At 33.1% G+C, this 18757-nt stretch carries 15 protein-coding genes and 3 pseudogenes; 8 read left to right on the top strand and 10 right to left on the bottom strand.

Annotated elements, in window-relative coordinates; translation table 11 throughout:
* Nucleotides 1-2 precede the first annotated feature (2 nt).
* Nucleotides 3-248: a hypothetical protein gene (locus IPJ23_18310; GenBank protein ID MBK7632607.1), complete on the top strand. Its 246-nt coding sequence runs from the start codon at nucleotides 3-5 to the stop codon at nucleotides 246-248.
* Nucleotides 249-258: 10 nt separating this feature from the next.
* The gene (locus IPJ23_18305; protein ID MBK7632606.1) at nucleotides 259-777 is read left to right on the top strand and encodes a hypothetical protein; all 519 of its coding nucleotides are present in this window, start codon (nucleotides 259-261) and stop codon (nucleotides 775-777) included.
* Between the two features lies 1 nt (nucleotide 778).
* On the opposite strand, the pseudogene IPJ23_18300 reads toward IPJ23_18305, so the two are convergent.
* The 3 genes and pseudogenes from IPJ23_18300 to IPJ23_18290 all read right to left on the bottom strand — a co-directional run bounded on the left by IPJ23_18300 (nucleotide 779) and on the right by IPJ23_18290 (nucleotide 3287).
* Nucleotides 779-1698: pseudogene (locus tag IPJ23_18300) on the bottom strand (NAD-dependent epimerase/dehydratase family protein).
* Between the two features lie 780 nt (nucleotides 1699-2478).
* Nucleotides 2479-3108: a hypothetical protein gene (locus IPJ23_18295; GenBank protein MBK7632605.1), complete on the bottom strand. Its 630-nt coding sequence runs from the start codon at nucleotides 3106-3108 to the stop codon at nucleotides 2479-2481.
* 2 nt (nucleotides 3109-3110) lie between these two features.
* Nucleotides 3111-3287 carry a hypothetical protein gene (locus tag IPJ23_18290; GenBank protein ID MBK7632604.1) on the bottom strand — a complete coding sequence of 59 codons (177 nt, stop codon included), beginning with the start codon at nucleotides 3285-3287 and terminating at the stop codon, nucleotides 3111-3113.
* Nucleotides 3288-3448: 161 nt separating this feature from the next.
* Between IPJ23_18290 and IPJ23_18285 the strand changes: the two are divergent.
* The 6 genes and pseudogenes from IPJ23_18285 to IPJ23_18260 all read left to right on the top strand — a co-directional run bounded on the left by IPJ23_18285 (nucleotide 3449) and on the right by IPJ23_18260 (nucleotide 12515).
* Nucleotides 3449-4005: pseudogene (locus IPJ23_18285) on the top strand (DNA-3-methyladenine glycosylase I).
* 1044 nt (nucleotides 4006-5049) lie between these two features.
* Complete coding sequence (locus tag IPJ23_18280; GenBank protein ID MBK7632603.1) at nucleotides 5050-5874, top strand: T9SS type A sorting domain-containing protein; 825 nt, start codon at nucleotides 5050-5052, stop codon at nucleotides 5872-5874.
* A 237-nt stretch (nucleotides 5875-6111) separates the two neighbouring features.
* Nucleotides 6112-8718, top strand: a complete 2607-nt coding sequence (locus IPJ23_18275; GenBank protein MBK7632602.1) for a DUF4397 domain-containing protein — start codon at nucleotides 6112-6114, stop codon at nucleotides 8716-8718.
* A gap of 298 nt (nucleotides 8719-9016) precedes the next feature.
* The gene (locus IPJ23_18270) at nucleotides 9017-10369 is read left to right on the top strand and encodes a SpoIID/LytB domain-containing protein (GenBank protein MBK7632601.1); all 1353 of its coding nucleotides are present in this window, start codon (nucleotides 9017-9019) and stop codon (nucleotides 10367-10369) included.
* A gap of 20 nt (nucleotides 10370-10389) precedes the next feature.
* Nucleotides 10390-11504, top strand: a pseudogene (locus IPJ23_18265) (glycosyltransferase family 4 protein).
* A 6-nt stretch (nucleotides 11505-11510) separates the two neighbouring features.
* Nucleotides 11511-12515: a DUF4922 domain-containing protein gene (locus IPJ23_18260; GenBank protein MBK7632600.1), complete on the top strand. Its 1005-nt coding sequence runs from the start codon at nucleotides 11511-11513 to the stop codon at nucleotides 12513-12515.
* Nucleotides 12516-12576: 61 nt separating this feature from the next.
* On the opposite strand, the gene IPJ23_18255 is transcribed toward IPJ23_18260, so the two are convergent.
* The 7 genes from IPJ23_18255 to IPJ23_18225 all read right to left on the bottom strand — a co-directional run bounded on the left by IPJ23_18255 (nucleotide 12577) and on the right by IPJ23_18225 (nucleotide 18746).
* On the bottom strand, nucleotides 12577-13728 hold the full coding sequence (locus IPJ23_18255; protein MBK7632599.1) for an AI-2E family transporter: 1152 nt from the start codon (nucleotides 13726-13728) through the stop codon (nucleotides 12577-12579).
* An 8-nt stretch (nucleotides 13729-13736) separates the two neighbouring features.
* On the bottom strand, nucleotides 13737-14972 hold the full coding sequence (locus tag IPJ23_18250; protein ID MBK7632598.1) for a hypothetical protein: 1236 nt from the start codon (nucleotides 14970-14972) through the stop codon (nucleotides 13737-13739).
* A gap of 88 nt (nucleotides 14973-15060) precedes the next feature.
* Complete coding sequence (locus IPJ23_18245; protein ID MBK7632597.1) at nucleotides 15061-15438, bottom strand: hypothetical protein; 378 nt, start codon at nucleotides 15436-15438, stop codon at nucleotides 15061-15063.
* A gap of 11 nt (nucleotides 15439-15449) precedes the next feature.
* Complete coding sequence (locus IPJ23_18240) at nucleotides 15450-16541, bottom strand: alpha-glucosidase C-terminal domain-containing protein (protein ID MBK7632596.1); 1092 nt, start codon at nucleotides 16539-16541, stop codon at nucleotides 15450-15452.
* Nucleotides 16542-16577: 36 nt separating this feature from the next.
* Nucleotides 16578-17837 (bottom strand): hypothetical protein, encoded by a 1260-nt coding sequence (locus tag IPJ23_18235; protein ID MBK7632595.1) that lies wholly within the window; start codon nucleotides 17835-17837, stop codon nucleotides 16578-16580.
* A 137-nt stretch (nucleotides 17838-17974) separates the two neighbouring features.
* Nucleotides 17975-18388 carry a GNAT family N-acetyltransferase gene (locus tag IPJ23_18230; GenBank protein MBK7632594.1) on the bottom strand — a complete coding sequence of 138 codons (414 nt, stop codon included), beginning with the start codon at nucleotides 18386-18388 and terminating at the stop codon, nucleotides 17975-17977.
* A gap of 73 nt (nucleotides 18389-18461) precedes the next feature.
* Nucleotides 18462-18746, bottom strand: a complete 285-nt coding sequence (locus IPJ23_18225) for an HU family DNA-binding protein (protein ID MBK7632593.1) — start codon at nucleotides 18744-18746, stop codon at nucleotides 18462-18464.
* Between the last annotated feature and the right edge of the window lie 11 nt (nucleotides 18747-18757).

Here is an 18757-nt window from a genome sequence, read left to right as displayed (position 1 = left end):
ATATGAGCAAAGAGTATAAACCTATTGCGTGTGAACTTTATGATGAACTGGAACTCCGGGCTTTAAGAAAACAAGTCATTAAGCTTTCTTATACAAATGATAATAATGAAAACGAGATAATTGAATGTGTAATTGCGGATTTATTTTCAAAGGATAAAATTGAGTTTCTTAAAACCATTGATGGAAAAATTATTCGGCTGGATGATATGGTGGAACTAGATAATATAATTTTTAATAAAAACTGCTGAAAGAATTAATATGAAATCGGGCGCAATAGAAACCTTATTTAACCATATGAAGTGGGCAGATGCAGAGGTCTGGAAAAAAGTTTTATCATTTTCAGAATCTGACAAAGATGAAAGAATTAAAAAGCTTCTATATCATATCCATCAAGTACAATATGCCTTTTTGTTTTTGTGGAATGAATCACCAAGGGAAATTCCCAAACCTGAAGAGTTTGCTGATCTTAAGTCAATTGCAAAATGGGGATTTGAATATCAACAAAAGCTAAACGATTTTTTCTCATTGCAAAATGAATTTGATAAAGACAAATTAGTTCAAATTCCATGGTCTGTTTTTATGGAAAGAAGAATTGGAAAGAAAGTTGTACCTGCAACACTTGAAGAAACAATACTTCAAGTAGCTTCTCACAGCACATATCATCGCGCCCAAATTAATACTCGCTTACGAGAACTTGGTGGCGAACCACCAATAACAGATTTTATTGCTTGGGTTTGGCTGGGAAAACCAAAAGCTGGCTGGGGTAAATTATTTTAATTTATTTCATTGATTTTACAGTTTCTGCAATACCATCTTTATAACTTATTGGGACAAAATTAAATGCTTTTTCAAACTTAGTGCTGTCAAATAAATAATCGTACTCGTTTTGATATAGCATTTCAATACTTTCTTTTACAATAGGAATGAACAATCCAACCATTTTTATCATCCACATTTTCAAAACCGTGTAATTTGGTTTAGCACTAAATGCTTTTGCTGCAATCTCAATAAATTCCTTACCTGTTAAAACATTTTTATCGGTTGGTAAATGCCAGATTTGATTGTAGGCTGAATTCGTATTTCCTAAAAGTGCTGTTGCTTTTCCTGCATCGGGAGTGTAAGTCATCGAATGTTTTTTATTCGCATCAATAAACCATTGCGCTTTTTTTCCCTTCTTAAAATTATCAAATACAGTTACGGTGGCAAAACTTAGTGGAGTGTTCGGACCATAAAAATCTGCTGCTCTTGCTATAATCGCATCCAGGTTTCCACCTTCTACTTCCCTCATAATCATTTGTGCAATTTGCGCTCTCACTTCTCCTTTTTACTAGTTGGATTGATACGTGTATCTTCTCTCATCCATCCATTTACCAAACCATAAGCATAAACATTATCAAAGAAAACAAGTTTAGCTTTGTGTGTTTTACAAGCATCAATAACATTTTGCATAATTACTGGCCATTGTTTTTGCCAAACGCTGATTTTGTATTGAAGTCCAACGGTTAGATAGACAACTTGAGAACCATCAACAGCGGATAAAACTTGTTGTGCATTTGTAAGATCAGCAACAAATAGTTGATCTGTTGGATTTACACGTTTGGGCTTGCGGCTTACAAGTCTGATCTTGTCCGTATATTTAGTTAAAGCTTTGGCAAGCTCTGTACCTATTATACCGGATGAACCTAGTATGGTTTGCATTTTGAGATTCCTAGAAAGTATAAAATAAATGTGCGTTAAATATGGGGTAAGAATTTGATTTATGTTTTGGTAGAAATCACATATTTGTACAAAATATAACCCGATCAAGCAATATTACTCGGTTTGTGATATACGTCTTAAGAATTTTACAAACTTAGTTTAGTAGTTTATCTGTATAGATCCATTGGTGAATACAACTGTTTTTAATGAATCATCAGTGCGCGCAGTAAATGTAAAAATAGCATCAAGATCTTTATCTGTAATTCTATTGATAGTTAAAAAACTAATGTTATCGTAGTATGCTTTGTAGTTCTCGTCATTAGTTCCGCTGCGGGAAATCAGCTTATAATATGCCTTGATGACATATTGAAATCCTGGCTCGTCTTCTCCAATTCCAAAAATTCCGGATTGACTAACGCTTATCTTAAACTCAAGAGTTGAAGTTGTGTATACAGGGTCATTTGTAAAATCTAATGTAGCTTTAACAGTCCGGGTGTTTCCGCTTTTACTTGTGATAATCTTATTTGCGTACCAGTTAGAACCATTTTAAATCTCCTCTTACAAAACCTGTGGCATTTTTATCCGAGGTAACAGGATTTGAGCTATCATCTTTTGAACACCCGGCCAAAACCAAAATTACTATTGTAATAAACCCTAAATATTTCATACTTACATTTCGATTGTTATTGTAAAATTAAAACTATGTTATTGGTTAATAAAGAAAAACATAGTAATTGATAACTTATGCAACTAAATTTTAAGAGATTTATTTTAATTCACTTAACCAGTTTTGCGCAAATGTTTTGCAGCAGCAACAGATTCTTTGCCAGCTCTATAATAAAGTTTCCATTGGCTGTCTTTGTATTCATATTGTTGATCAACAAATTTATACAATCCATCCTTTCCTTTTACAGTTTTTGCATCAAAGTTTATATCCGCAGATTTTTCTAAAAACATTTTTAACCAATTTTTTATCATTGGTTTTGGATTATTTTCAGGATACTCGTTTTTCCATTCAGCTACTTTGTTATTATAATCATCAACCTGCATCTGATAACTTTGCTTTATGTACTCGTCCATCTCTGGGGTATACATTGATTTGTTAGGATCATCCATATCAGTTAATTGTTGTTTTAGGGTTTTTAATATTTCATCAAACATACTTTGTTGATCTTTAGCTGCTTGTGATTTTGATTTTTCCATTTCAGCAATGCTATTCTTTAAGCTTTCTTTCTGCTCCTGTTTTAATTGAGCCGAATATTTTGGAGCCTCTGGCGGAGTTGGTTTTCTGTCTTCTCTTAATTGATTATACTTTGCAATAAAATCTTTTGAAGCAGTATATTCTTTTACATTTATTCCAATAGATTGAATTAAAGATATTCTGTCACCAAAGGCAAGATCTTTTATCACTTTTACATTGGGGATATAAAATGATGGACCAGATATAGCATAAAAAACATTGGATTTAGCCGCATCTTCATCAGTTTTAAATTGCTGAAGTAAGCTTTTAACTTGTCATTAATAATACGTTCAGCAGTAAAACCAACAATAAGTAAAACTAATGGAAGAACAAAAAATATCTTTTTCATAAAATTGCTCCTATTTTGATTGTTTTATAGCGACACTTCAAAAATTGAAATATGTTTGATCATGCACAAATAGTTGTTAAATTATTTTTAGTTGTTTATTAAATAATTATTTAATTTATACTAGGTACAAGAATCAAACTGAGGATTTGTAAATGAAAAATATGACTCGCTGTCCCTGGCCAGCCCAAGATGACTTATATATTAAATATCACGATAAAGAATGGGGATTACCAATCCACAACGATAAAAAGCTTTTTGGATTTTTATTACTGGAGGGTTTTCAAGCTGGATTAAGCTGGAGAACAATTCTTTATAAAAGACAAAACTTTCGAAAAGCATTTGATAATTTTGATTTTAACAAAGTTGCTAAATATGATAAACGAAAAATTAATTCTTTAATGAAGAATGCTGGAATCATTCGAAATCAGTTGAAAATAAATTCAGCAGTGACAAATGCAAAAGCATTTTTAGAAGTAAGAAAAGAATTTGGAACCTTTGATAAATACATTTGGGGATTTGTAAACTGTAAACCAATAAAAATAAATTCAAATCAATAAAAGAACTGCCAGCAAGAACAGAACTTTCTGATTTGATAAGTGAAGATCTGAAAAAACGAGGATTCAAGTTTGTTGGTTCAACTATTATCTATGCGCACATGCAAGCAACTGGGATGGTAAATGATCATTTAATAAGTTGTTTTAGACACAGTGAATTGTGACTCCCAAAAACTAATTAACTCAATCGATTGATTTATATATATAATTTTGTCATTTTTATAACCAGATTGAGCGTTCAAACAAAGTCCTTTAATTATTTTCAACAATTAAATAAGAGGTACAAAATGAAACTGTTTACATTTCTATTTGTTATTTTTTCTTTTTCTCTGGTTTTTGCCCAGGTTCAGAGTAGAATTACATATTCAGAACTTACTATCTCTGCAGAAGAGAACTCTCAACTTGTTTTTGATGCAAGAAAACTTGCGGATAAGTTAGGATTGCCTCATACAATCTACACTGCAGATGGGGTTTTTATCGAAGCAAGAGGAATTGAAAATGGAAAAGTTGTTTATGCTGTAGTTAACAATGTTAAAGATGCTATTAGTGGAAGCGTTGCATATTGGGTAGAGATTCAAAGAGATTATGATATATCCAAAGCAAGAGTCCACTATTCAAATCAACCTATCCAAAACCCTTCACTCGGTTACTCAAGCATTTTAAATAGAGGAGTATCAACATCTTACCTTGCTATTCCAGATTGGACAACGGATGCAGTTGTACTTCTTGATGCAATAACCGGCGATTTGGTTGATAATGCTTTTATTCTTGATCCAACTAACTTATCATCGCCTAAGCAAATAAGATTATCACCGTACGGCTTTTTAACTCTCTCAGATCAAGCTGATGACCTTGTCCAAAAGTATGATACAGCGGGAACATATCTCGGATTTTTTGCCCCAGTTGCGGGCGTTAATACAGCTATTCTTGATAATATCCGTGGACACAATTTTAGACCAAACGGAAATATGGTAGTAACGGTTGGTAGCAGTGGAAATCAAAATGGAATAGCAGAGTTTGATGCAGTCGGAAATTATCTTGGCAATTTTATTGCTATAGGTGCCGGGGGATTAAACAGTCCGTTCGATATCCTTTTTAGAACAAACGATTGTTTGGTAACTGCAAGCACAAGCAATGCAGCACATCGTTATGATTTGAATGGCAATTATATTGATAATTTTATTCCAAGCATAGCATTTCCTCAACAAATGTTTGAATCATCTAATGGTAATATTTGTGTTGCGGGATTTTCAATTCCATCCGCGTTGTATATTTACAACTCAACTGGAACACTGCTAAACTCGTTTAACGCAGTTACAGGTTTGCGTGGATGTTATCAGTTGCCTGGTGGAAATTATATCGTTACTAATGGATCTTTTATAGCAGAAATAGATGATACTACCGGCGCACTTGTTAGAAATATTGTATCCGGTATCAGTGCACAGTACGTAAATTTAATTGATTTTTCAATAGTACCTGTTGAGCTAACTTCGTTTGTTGGATCAAACGTTAATGGCAATGTGGTGCTTAACTGGAATACAGCAACTGAGATAAATAATTCCGGATTTCAAATTCAAAAAAGTTCCGATAGAATTAATTTTACTAATATCGCATTTGTTCCTGGATTCGGTACAACAACGGAACCACAAAGTTATTCATATATCGATAACTCTGTAAGCAATGGAAAATTTTACTATAGATTAAAACAAATTGATTTCAATGGTGAGTTTGCTTATTCAGAAATCGTTGAAGTTGAAGTTACTGCCCCTTCTGTATTCGCTTTAGAGCAGAATTATCCAAACCCATTCAATCCATCAACAATAATTAGTTACAGCATTCCGCAAAATTCATTTGTAACGCTAAAGGTTTATGACATAATTGGAAATGAAGTTGCAACACTTGTTAATCAAACACAATCAGCAGGAAAGTATGATCTAAGATTTGATGCATCAAACTTGAGCAATGGAGTATACTTTTACAGCATAAAAGCAGATAATTTCAATTCAACAAAGAAAATGATTTTAATGAAATAATTTTGATAATCATTAAGAATTCAGGATGGATTCTTTTAAGGCACGAGCAATCGTGCCTTTTTATTTTATTTATTAACTTAGCTTTTAAAATAACTTATCTAAACAGCATCTAAGTGTAATAAGTTCCCAAAGCAAAATTTTTTTTCGAGGGAACTTTAAATTTCTATTCTCCGTTTTGATTATAGATCTTGATCTATCTAAAAACAACTAATTAACTATAATTAAAAGGAGACAATTATGAACAAATTCCTAAACTTTTTGCTGGTAATTGTAATTTTTGCAATTACGCCCAATATTTTTGCACAGGATGCAAACACAAGAAGCTTAAGGCTTCCCAATAGTTCAGACTTTAAGCCTACAACAATAAAGCCCAATTTTGCTGAAGGAAACATCAAATGGGAAGAAACATTTAACACTTTGATTCAACCATCTAATTGGCTTGTAATAGATAACGATGGGAGCGGATCAGCCTACACTTTTGAACAACTAATAACTTTTACTGGCGGAAACGTAATTCCACAAGCTGGACAAAGTTTTTGGTTCAGTAATTATACAAATGCAAACAGCAGTGGGTTGATAGATGAATGGTTAATTAGTCCACAAATTCCAACAATTGCATCTGGTGATAGCTTGATTTTTTATGCTGGTTCAATTGGTGGAACATACCCGGATTCTTTAAAAGTTTTAATTTCAACAACTGATCAAAATCCAAGTAGTTTTACAGAAATAGCATACTTCTTAGTAAGTGGCCCGATTGGCGCCTGGAATAGATATGCTTTTGATCTTTCTGCATTTGCAGGATCACAAATTTATGCCGCTGTTAATTATTACATTGTAGACGGAGGACCATTAGGAAATAACTCTGATAATGTTTGGGTTGATCATTTTATTGTTACTTCAGGACAATCCAATACAGCAAGAGTACAAGTCATTCATAATTCTGCAGATGTTCTAGCCGGCAGTGTAGATATTTATGTTAATGATGCATTGGCAATTCCAGATTTTGAATTTCGTTCTGCAACACCATTTATTGATTTGCCTGCTGGTGTTACATTAAATATTGGTGTGGCTCCGGGTAATAGTACATCAGTAAATGATACATTGAAGAATTTTCCGGTTGTTTTAGCCAGTGGTGAAAAATATGTAGTATTTGCAAATGGAGTTTTAACTTCCGGATACGCTCCAAACCCTGATAGTAGAAGCACAGACTTTACATTATTTGTAAAGCCCATGGCGCAAGAAGTTGGAACGGGCTCGGGTGTTGATTTATTTGTATTGCACGGATCAACAGATGCGCCAACTGTTGATGTAAAAGTTCGCGAACTATCCAGCGCAACAATAGTTGATGATGCAGCTTATGGTGATATAACCCCTTATCTTACAGCGCCTGCGCAAAGTATAACTTTAGATTTATATCTTGGTAACGGTGTTAACTATGTAGCATCATTCACTGCACCGCTAACCGGTTTAGGTGGTGGATCAGCAGCAGTATTTGCCTCTGGTTTCCTTGATCCAACATCAAATCAAAATGGAGCAGCCTTTGGTTTGTTTGCAGCTTTAGCAAACGGAACTGTTGTTCAATTGCCTGCAGCCACAGCTCCTAGTGCAAGAGTACAGGTTATTCACAACTCGGCAGATGTATTGGCTGGTAGTGTGGATGTTTATGTAAATGATGCTTTAGCAATTCCTGATTTTGCTTTTAGAACAGCAACTCCGTTTATTGATCTTCCTGCGGGCGTTACATTAAACATAGGTGTTGCCCCTGGTAACAGCACATCTGTAAATGATACATTGGCAAATTTTCCTGTAATACTTTCTGCTGATGAAAAATATGTTGTAATTGCTAATGGATTGTTAACCGGTGGTTATTTACCAAATCCTGATGGAAGAAATACAGGATTTACCCTTTTAGTAAAAACAATGGCTAGAGAAACGGCAGTTGGTTCTGATGTTGATTTATTTGTATTACACGGATCTACAGATGCACCGACAGTTGATGTAAAAGCAAGAGAAGCAGGTAACCTTGTATTAGTTAATGACGCAGCTTATGGAGATCTAACTCCTTATTTCTCTGTACCTGCAGGTAATTACACTCTTGATCTATATCTGGCAGATGGGACAACATTGGTTGCCTCCTTTATAGCCCCGTTGGCGGGATTAAGCGGCGGAGCTGCAGCAGTTTTTGCTTCTGGGTTCCTTAACCCTTCGGGCAATCAAAATGGAGCAGCATTTGGTTTGTTTGCAGCACTTCCAAATGGAACGGTCATTTCCCTAAATCAAGGAGTCGTTCCTGTTGAATTAAGTGCGTTTACAGCTAATGTTAAAGGCTCAGATGTAAGCCTTAGTTGGTCAACTGCTACAGAAACAAATAACAACGGATTTGAAATACAAAGAAAATCAGGTGAAAGTTTTGTAAGTATCGGTTTTGTTAGAGGGAAAGGAACTACAACAGAAATACAGAACTATTCATTCACAGATTCTAAGTTGCCAGTAGGAAGTTATTCATACAGACTTAAGCAAGTGGATTTTGATGGATCGTTTGAATATTCGAATATTCTAAATGTAGATTTAACAGCACCGTCTGTATTTGCATTAGAACAAAATTATCCAAACCCATTCAATCCATCAACAATAATCAGTTACAGTATTCCACAAAATTCATTTGTAACTATTAAAGTATATGATATACTAGGCAATGAAGTATCAACACTTGTAAATCAAACACAATCAGCTGGAAAGTATGATCTAAGATTTGATGCATCAAGTTTAAGTAATGGTGTCTATTTATATTCAATAAAAACGGATAATTTCAGTTCAACAAAAAAGATGATCTTAATGAAATAACGAGAAATGTCTCCTCTGTAAATACTTATTCAAAGCTCAGTTCGCTGCAACGGACTGAGCTGTTTTTTTAATCATCAAATTGTCTCTCCACGAAATCCCCAAATAAATAAAGTAACTTCCTAATAAACTTATCATTTGCAATTATTTGATTTTCAACTCATAATCGCCAATCAGTAAATAATAAAGTTAAAAATTCATGTATTTAACAAACAATGTTGTAAGCTAATATCTCCACAATTCTTATATTTTAACAGTAAACATTTTTTATTATTTAAATACAATTTCAATGGGCAATATAATGTTGGGATATGACAGCGAACCCTTAATTAGTGTTGGAATTCTTAGCGACACAAAAATTAAATTTGAACTTTATGGAGATTTTAGTTCTTATGGTTTTAAAAATTTCTTTAGCGGAAGATTTGAAGCTGAACTAGTAGATAATAGAATAATTTGTAAAAGTGATAAAGATAAAATTGATATAACTGATGAAATTATTTTTGAACCCCAAGAACCAGATAACGAATCTTTTCTTATAAGAGATGTTGTGATTGGAGTTAAGTTCCACTGGGAGAGAAAAGAGAAGCAGCGTTTTACACACTCGCTAAAACTTATTAAAGACAACGGAAAAATTACAGTAGTAAATATTGTACCTATTGAAAAATACTTAATGAGTGTTATCTCGTCTGAAATGAGCGCAAAGTGTTCGATGCAAATGTTAAAAGCCACAGCGGTTGTATCAAGAAGCTGGCTGCTTGCACAAATTGAAAAATCAAAATTGCTGAAAAAGAAGAAAGCAAATTATGAATCAGGATTTCAATCAGAAGATGAAATAATTAAATGGTACGATAGGGAAGATCATAAACTTTTTGATGTTTGTGCCGATGATCATTGTCAGCGTTATCAAGGTGTTACTAAAATGACTTCTGATGCTGTAAGAGCGGCTGTTGAACAAACGGTAGGAATTGTATTGCTGGAGGATGGGAAAATTCTCGATGCACGCTTTTCTAAATCCTGCGGTGGGATTTCAGAATCGTTTGAAAATGTTTGGGAGCCTGTAAAGCACCCGTCACTTTCTGCTATTTATGATTACAAATTTATTGCAGATGAACTAGATGATGATTTTACAAAAGAAGTAAATGCAGTAAAATGGATTCAAGCAAACCCACCAGCGTTTTGTAATACCGCGGATCCTAAAATATTAAATCAAATCCTTTTAGATTATGATCAAGAAACAAAAGATTTTTATAGATGGAAAGTTGAGTTTACTCAAGATCAGCTTTCGGATCTTATAAATAGAAAAAGTGGGATTGATTTTGGAAGGATTAAAGATCTTATCCCGATTGAACGTGGGTTTTCGTCGCGAATTGTTAAATTAAAAATAGTTGGTTCAAAAAAAACACTAACTATAGGTAAAGAACTAGAGATAAGAAGAACTTTTTCAGAAACACATCTTTACAGTTCGGCTTTTTATGTTGAAAAAACTGGAGATGTTAGCGGCGTTCCTGAAAAATTTATTTTACACGGTGCCGGTTGGGGTCATGGTGTTGGGCTTTGCCAAATAGGTGCAGCAGTTATGGCAGAACAAGGTTACCAATTTGATGAAATAACAATTCATTACTTTAAAGGTGCTCTGCTCAAAAAGATTTATTAAGTGACAAAGATTTTTAACTTATGAAAATACTTTATTCCTGTTTATCTAAAAGCTGGGGCGGAATGGAAATGGTTACGCTAACCGGAATAAAGCAACTTTTAAAACACAACATTATAGTTGAACTTCTTTGCGCCAATGATTCGAGGCTGCAATTAGAAGCGAATAATCTTGGAATAATAATTCATTCAGTTAATATTAGTAAACTTCCAAACCCTATTACAATATTAAAAACATCTACAATTATTAAATCCGGGTGTTATGATTTAATACATAGTCATGCATCTAAAGATTTGTGGGTAATTGTTCCAGCATTAAAAATTATAAAAAACAAAACACTTTTGTTTTTTACAAAACATATTGGATCATTTATTCTAAAAAAGATTATTTACACAATAAAATTTATAGCAGAATTAATGTTGCAATAGCCATAAGTAGTGTGATAAAAAATAATTTAATCGATACAACTTCATTGCCACCCCATAAAATTGAATTAATTTACAATGGGGTAGATGCTAAAAAATTTAATCCAACAATTTCAAATCGGGATAGGGTGAGAAAAGAATTTAGTTATAGTGATAACGATATTGTAATTGGGATGATTGCAAGATTTAGTCCGGGGAAAGGACATGAAGAATTTTTAAGATCTGCAAAGATTCTCTCAACAAAATTTATCAACTTAAAATTTATGATAGTTGGCGAAGCAAGCCGTGGGGAAGATGATTATGCAAACAGGATTAAAAGCTTGAGTCAAAATCTTAAAATAGAAAATTTGATTCTTACTGGATTTCGAAGTGATATACCTGATGTTATTTCTGCTTTTGATATTTTCATTTTTCCATCGCATGCGGAGGCGTTTGGTATTGCACTTATTGAAGCTATGGCTATGGAAAAACCGTCGGTTTGTGCTAATTCCGATGGTGTGCTTGATATTGCGGTTGATGGGAAAACTAATATATTATTCCAGAATAAAAATGCGGAAGATCTTGCAAAGAAAACAGAGAAGCTTATTCTTGATGAGAATTTGAGATTATCTATTGGCAAAGCTGCTAGAGAGCGGGTTTTAAAAATGTTTGATATTGAAATTGTAACCGATAAAATAATCGAGAGTTACAATAATTATTTAAATAGAAATTGAATTTATATGAATGTATTATCCAATGACCAATTAATACTAAACCTAATTGATGAAAATAATTTTTCCGACGTAGCAAAAAGATTATTTGATATCCAAACAGAACAGTGGCAGATGCTTAAAACAGGGGTTCAATCACTTGAAACAGTAAAATCAAAATCATTTCAGTTTGATGGATTTCAGATTAAGGCGCAGTTTAATGCTGGAAGAATGATATCAACATCCGCAAAAGTTGATCCAAAATCTATAAGCAAAAGAAAATGTTTTTTGTGTGTTGAAAACCTTCCTTCCGAGCAAAAGGGGATTTTGTACAACGATAATTACATTATACTTTGCAACCCATTCCCAATATTTCCAACTCATTTTACGTTAACTAACAAAGAGCATCAACCACAGCGCATAATTGATACTTTTACTGATATGCTGGATTTGAGCAAAGATCTTTCAAAACACTATTCTGTTATTTACAACGGACCAAGATGCGGAGCTTCAGCACCGGATCATCTGCATTTTCAAGCCGGCAATAAATATTTCATGCCAATTGATGACGAGTTTCATCAAATTAAAAATGAATACGGTAAAATGATTTTTGAAGATGATGATTTATCTTTTTATGCGATTAATGATGAATTGAGAAAATTTTTATCGATTGAAAGTATTGATAAAGATTTGGTTATTGATTTTTTTAATAAATTCTATAAAACATATTCTAATTTGATGGAAGAGGAGCAAGAGCCATTATTAAATCTTGTTTCTTTTTATGAAGAAAAATATGGATGGCGAGTAATAGTATTTCTAAGAGCAAAACACCGCCCAGCAGTTTTCTTTGCAGAAGATGAAAGTAAAATGTTGGTAAGTCCAGCAGCAATTGATTTAGGCGGGGTTTGTGTTTTCCCGCGTGAGGAAGACTATAACAAAATTACAAAAGATCAAATTGTGAATATATTTAATGAAGTTTTTATTGATGAGAAACAGTTTGAACATGTATTGATGAGATTAAGAGAAATAGTATAATTTGTAAAAACGGCTAATGCAATGTTTTTATAAGGATAATAAATTTTATTAAGCAAAAAAGTTATAGTTTTTCTTGGCTCATCAACTGTTCAAAAAATTCCATATTAGCTGAATTGGAATTTGAAATGATAATTTTGATAATTGCAGTAAGAGGAACAGAGAGAAGCATTCCTACAATTCCCCAAATGTAACCCCACACTAAAACAGAAAGCAAAATTAACAAAGGATTTAAGTTAAGTCGTTTGCCAAGCAGCATTGGTTCGGCAACATTGAATGCAAGTGTTTGTATGCCGGCCATTAAAGCTAACACAAGAATTACTGTTCCAAAAGAATCAAACTGAACTAATGTAAACAAAACAGGAAACACAAGTGCAGCGGCAGAACCAATCGTTGGAATGAAGTTGAAAAGAAAAACAAACAATCCCCAGACAATCGGAAAATCTACTCCAATAATTGCAAGAACAATTGTTGTTATAATTCCGGCAGTAAGATTAACCGTAAATTTTGCAATTATATAACGTTGTATTTGTTCAGTAATTTTTTTAAAAGTTATTTCAAGTTGCTGTTCTCGTATCGTTCTTTCCTGATTAATTTTGTCCAATAATATTTGTTCATCAACGGCATCATTTGAACGCTGAAGACTTTTTTTAATTATTTTTAATTGTGGACTAACTTTTTTATTAACGTACCGATGTTTAATAGCCTCATAAATTGTTTTATTTCCTGAAAGAACAAAAACAAAGAAGAACAATACAAATAGTACATTTCCAAGAAGTGAGATTGTGGAGGTAAATAAACCACCAGCAATATTTTTAATATTTAAACTTGCAAGTAAATTGTCAATTGAAAATTCAGTAAAGAATGGATCAGTAATTCCCCAGGAAGTCGCTGTCACTTTAATCATATTACTTAGTTTGTCCCCATAAAAAGGCAAGCTTGCACTAAATTGAAAAAATGAATCAACAACTATTCTTCCAACTCCATACAGCAAACCAAAAGTTATAGCAATATCCAGCAGGGTAATAAAGAGCATAGGAACCTTTTTTCCTGTTAACCATGAATTAAAAGGGGCAAAAACAAAAAACAAAAAAATTGCAATTACTAAAGGAATGAATATGTTGCTCAGTTCTCTAAGTACAATGCCAATGACTACTAATCCAATAATTGTAATAAAAAACTTTGTTGTACCATCTATTTGATTTCTTTTTGCCATCAGCTACTCTATCTTTTTATTAGTGCACTTGGTGTTTGGGGTATTGATAATAAAAGTTCAAATAATCGCCAGCGTTTTTCGATATTGCTCTCAGTTCCACCATTTCGTTCTATGTAATCTTTAACTATATCCATACCCAAATTATAGTTAATTACATAGCTTCTGTACTTTTCAATAAAAGAGACATATTTATCTGCGCTATCTTTTGTTCGCAAAGCATATTTTTGAAGCCATGCAACTGTTTGTTCGCGAGTCCATTTACCATCAAGATAATTTCTTGCGGCTTCATTTCCCGAATAGCTAAATTTCTTTTGAAGAGCTAAAACTTTGTAATAAAGATCAGCATCATCCGGATTTAAGCCTGCAAGCGGAAACAAAACTTCACTTTCAAATTTTATTCTTTCATTACCGGGGAATGCAACTGCAATACCATAATTAGCAGTTCCTTCTGCAATTAAAGATTGCGGTGAAAACAGTGCATAAACTTTAAACTCAACCCAATTTCTTTTTTTTGCGAGATTATATTCTAATAAAACGTTATAAACGTGATGACCCGGATAACCTTCGTGTGCGGCAAGATCAACAGCGCGATCTATATAAATCGGTAAATCAGTATTTACTTGAATAACGCTATAAAAATTTCCCTTATACCAATTGTAAGCGCCCCAAGGTTTGTCTTTTACGTACTCAACTTTAAACGATTCTGATTCTGGGAGTTTTATATGATCGAGTGTTTTAGTTTTACATTCTTTTATTGCTGTATCAAAAACATCTTTAAGTTTATCTGTCGGGATGACAAACTTGGATTTAAAATCATTTAATCTTTTTGCAACATCACCATTACCCGGAAGAATTTTATCAAGCTCTGTTATTGTTGTTTGAAAAAAATCATCATTATGTGTTGGTGCTGAAGCATCATACAGTGCTTTTGTTTCTTCATCAAAAGGAAGCAGAACTCCATTAAGCATAAAGATTTTTGTTTTACAAGCAAGAATTTGTTTGTAAAGATACCTGAAGCGAAGAGTTTCTAATTCATCAGCCTTATATTCACCAAGAGATTCAAGTTGATTAAGCAAATCATCTGCTTGCTTTGATAAACTTTTAAATGCAGTTGAATCAAATGGTAAACCAAATTTAAAATTTGCTCGCCATTCTTCCGGTCCGTAATAAGCATCAACAAAATCAGCATCGTACTGTCCGATGTCTAAAACTAGTTTTACATAATCTTCGGCGATATTGTTCATTTTTAACTCAAGATCACTTTGAATAATTGGTTCTTTTTTATCTGAGCAGGAAACAAAAATCAATCCTGCTAATAAAAATATTAATAACTTATTCACTTTTCGTCCTATTCTTTTTTGCATCTATAAAAGATTTAACAGCTAAAACAATGAACACTAAACAGAGCAAAGCCATAATTGCTTGAACCGTAACAGCCGCTGGTCTTGCAGTTTCTGCACCACCAAGCATTTTAAAGAACTTAATAAGCCCGCTGATGGTGCCTGCAAAACCGATTAATACTAAAACTGCAGCGCCATGCATTGAGTGCTTTAAATATTTTTCGTTAAGTCCTAGCCATCCAAAAATTAGCATTGGAATTCCAAAAAAAGTTGGAATAAGAGCAGTTATACTTTCGCTGCTAATTCCAAAGTATCCAAATAAACCCATTAAAATAAAAACTACACCATAAACTATTGTTAGCTTAGCCATTATATCTCCATTTATTTTTCTAATTCCAAAATTAAATATTTAGTTCCATCAATTGTCAGCAAAATTTGGTTATTCTTTACAACTAAATCTTTCCCACTTACAAGATCCTTTGCTTTGTTTACTTTATACATTACTGGTAAAGTCAATTCAACTTTTTGTTGATTAGAATTTTTATTTATAATTGTCAAAATTCTCTCATTCATATCAGATCTTAAATAAGCATAAATATCTTTATCAGCTTGTAGAGTTAAAAAATCACCATATCGTAATGCAGAATGTTCTTTTCTGATGTGAATCAGTTTGCTAACATCTTCAAATGTCTGTTTTTCAAGCTCATTCAACTCGTCGTCATTAAAGCGCATCATTCTTCTGTTATCTGGATCAGCTGCGCCTGTCATTCCAATTTCATCTCCGTAATAAATAATAGGGATACCAGGAATTGTCAACAAATATGCAATATGAAGTTTTAGTTTATCATAACTTTTGGGATTATCAACTTTGGGTGGATTGTTCCATGCAAATTCACTTGCTCTTCCATCATTAATTGTTAGATCGCCATCTGCATAAGCCATATAGCGTATTTTATCATGGCTATCCATAATGTTGCCCATTAAATTATTGTACCCAAAAACCTGAAAACTTTTTTGCATTTGATAATCTAATAGTTTGAACGAAGCTTTTTCATCAAGAAAAGTTGGAACAGCAACATCGTAAAGATTAAAATTAAATTGTGCACTTAATTGTCCGTTGTTTACGTAAGAGGCAATCATATCGATTCCACCAAATGATTCACCAATTTGATAAACGTTTTTATTTTGCGGAATTTCAATTTCACGCTTTAATTTGCTGGTTAGCATTCTCCAATATTCATTTGGAACGTGTTTAACTGCATCGTGACGAAAACCATCAGCGCCAGTGACTTTTAACCACCAAACTGCATTGTCTGTCATAAACTCAAGCGCCTCGTAAGAACTTACAAAATCAAACGATGGCATATATGGTTCAAACCAGGTTGTTAATCTGTACTCATCCCAAAGTCTTAAATTCAATTTACCGTTTGGTAGATTGTAAGTGCCAAACCAATCGCGATGATCTTTCCACATCCAATGCTCCTGATGAACATAGATGAGCAACGTAATCTAAAAACACATTAATATCTTTTTGTGAGCATTATGTATTAATTCTTTGGCAAGCTTCATATCGCCAAAATGTTCTTCAACTTTTGTAGATGATACAGGCCAATAAACATGGTAGCCTGTGTACCAACGATGAGGTGCAGGATATTCACGATAAGCATTATTTGTATTATCAATAATTGGAGAAATCCATAGGGCATTTATACCAAGCTTATCAAAATATCCATCCTCCATTTTATTTAATATTCCTTGTAAATCGCCTCCTTGATAATTTGCTGGAGTAAAAAGTGAATCATGAATAACTGGATTATCATTTGATCTGTCTCCGTTACTAAAGCGATCAATCATAATACTGTAAATTATATTATCTTTAAGTGTTTTTGTTTCTGATTTTCCAGCAACAACTCCATCGAATAATTGTACAGTTTGGATATTGCTAACATTGCCCATACGATTAGCTGCAACTCTAATTGAATGATTTCCATTTAACATTTTACCCTTTGTAATAAGAGTAATATCTCTTCCATTTATTTGGATAAGTTCAGCAGGAAATTTTTTATTATCAAACAATACAATTAGACTTTCTTTGCTAACCATGTTGCTTCGATCAACATTTTCAAAATAGAACTTAAGTTTTAACTCATTTTGACTTTTTTCTGACCCCAGGATGTGAAGAAACATTTTGTCTTTTGTAGATTCTTCAATTATTCTTAGCGAGTTAAAATCTCCCATACCATTTGGAACTTTATCTGGATTAGCGGGATCAATAACTTCTTTTCCATCAACAAAAAATTTATATTCGTATCTTCCAGGATCAAGTGAAATTTCAACTTCAAGCACACCATCGCCATTTGTATCCTTCATCGGAAGGCTTTGTCTATCCCAGCTATTAAACTGACCAAATAAATTTACCTCTTTTTCGCCAGCTTGCGGGTGATAAGTAAAGATATATTTTTTACTTTTTACAAGCTTAACAGGAATTTGATAAATCTCCTCGTTTAATTTGAACGGAATTAATTCTATTCCTGAAAAATCCTTTTTGGGAGTGAATAAAACTTCCAGTGTTGATATATCATAACTAACAATAATGTTATTTGTTGAAGTAAATTCAACAGTATAATTATCAGAATAAAAGATATCGCTAATCAAAACTTTTGTTGGTTGATCTTGCAATAAGTTAATTGGCTGGATTAAATCACGAATTGTCTGTGAATAATTTATTGAAATTAAAAACAGGGAGATAATTAAAATTTTTTTTAACATTTGGTTATCCTAAAAGTGATTGTCTAATCGTTTCTTTGCTGAATTGTTAAACCCGGGTTTTTAAACACTCTTTGTTCGTTTTTTCTAAAGCAAATTTACTACAATGAGAGGAAAAGAATAAGTGAGAAAGGCGATGTTTATTGCAAATCTTCAACATCGTCAATATAGTAACAGTGATTATGCTTTGTCATTCCGATTTTGGGATAATAATTAACTGCAGCAGGTGCAGAGAGAAGAATTAATTTCGCTTGCGAAGTTTGCTTTTTTGTTTCTTCAATTAATCTTTTGCCAATTCCCTTTTTTTGATATTTTGTATCAACTGCAAGATCGGAAAGGTAAGTGCAATAAACAAAATCTGTAATAGAACGAGCGATTCCTATAAGTTCTCCATCTACCCGTGCCGTTACAATTAAGTTAGCATTATTACACATTGATGAAATTCTCTGTTCATCATCAATAGGCCTGCGTTCTGCAAGAGTGCTGTTTTTAAGTACTTCAATGAATTCTGAAACATCAAGAGATTTTTCAATTGCATAAACTATTTCACTCATAACATCTCCATTAATTAAAAAAGCGAAGAACAAATACTTATCCTTCGCTTAAATAAAACATACTTAATCCAGATTATAAAGCGTTATCTTTTGCTGCTTTAGCTATTCTGAATTTTAATACTCTCTTTGCAGGTATAACCATTGTAGCGCCTGTGGCTGGGTTTCTGCCCATTCTTTTCTTGCGATTTACAACAACTAATTTACCTAATCCAGGGATTGTGAATGCCTTCTTAGCTTCTTTGTATGATAAAGCTACGAGCTCTTCTAAAAACTCACCAGCAAACTTTTTAGTTACGCCGGTTTTCTTTGCCATATGATCAAGAATTTGACCTTTGGTCATTGGTTTGGCTGCTGCCATAATTAGCCCTC

The organism is Ignavibacteriales bacterium, assembly GCA_016709765.1.
GTDB lineage: Bacteria > Bacteroidota > Ignavibacteria > Ignavibacteriales > Ignavibacteriaceae > IGN3.
Note: the sequence above shows the minus strand (reverse complement) of the source record. Positions and strands in the feature narration are given on the sequence as shown.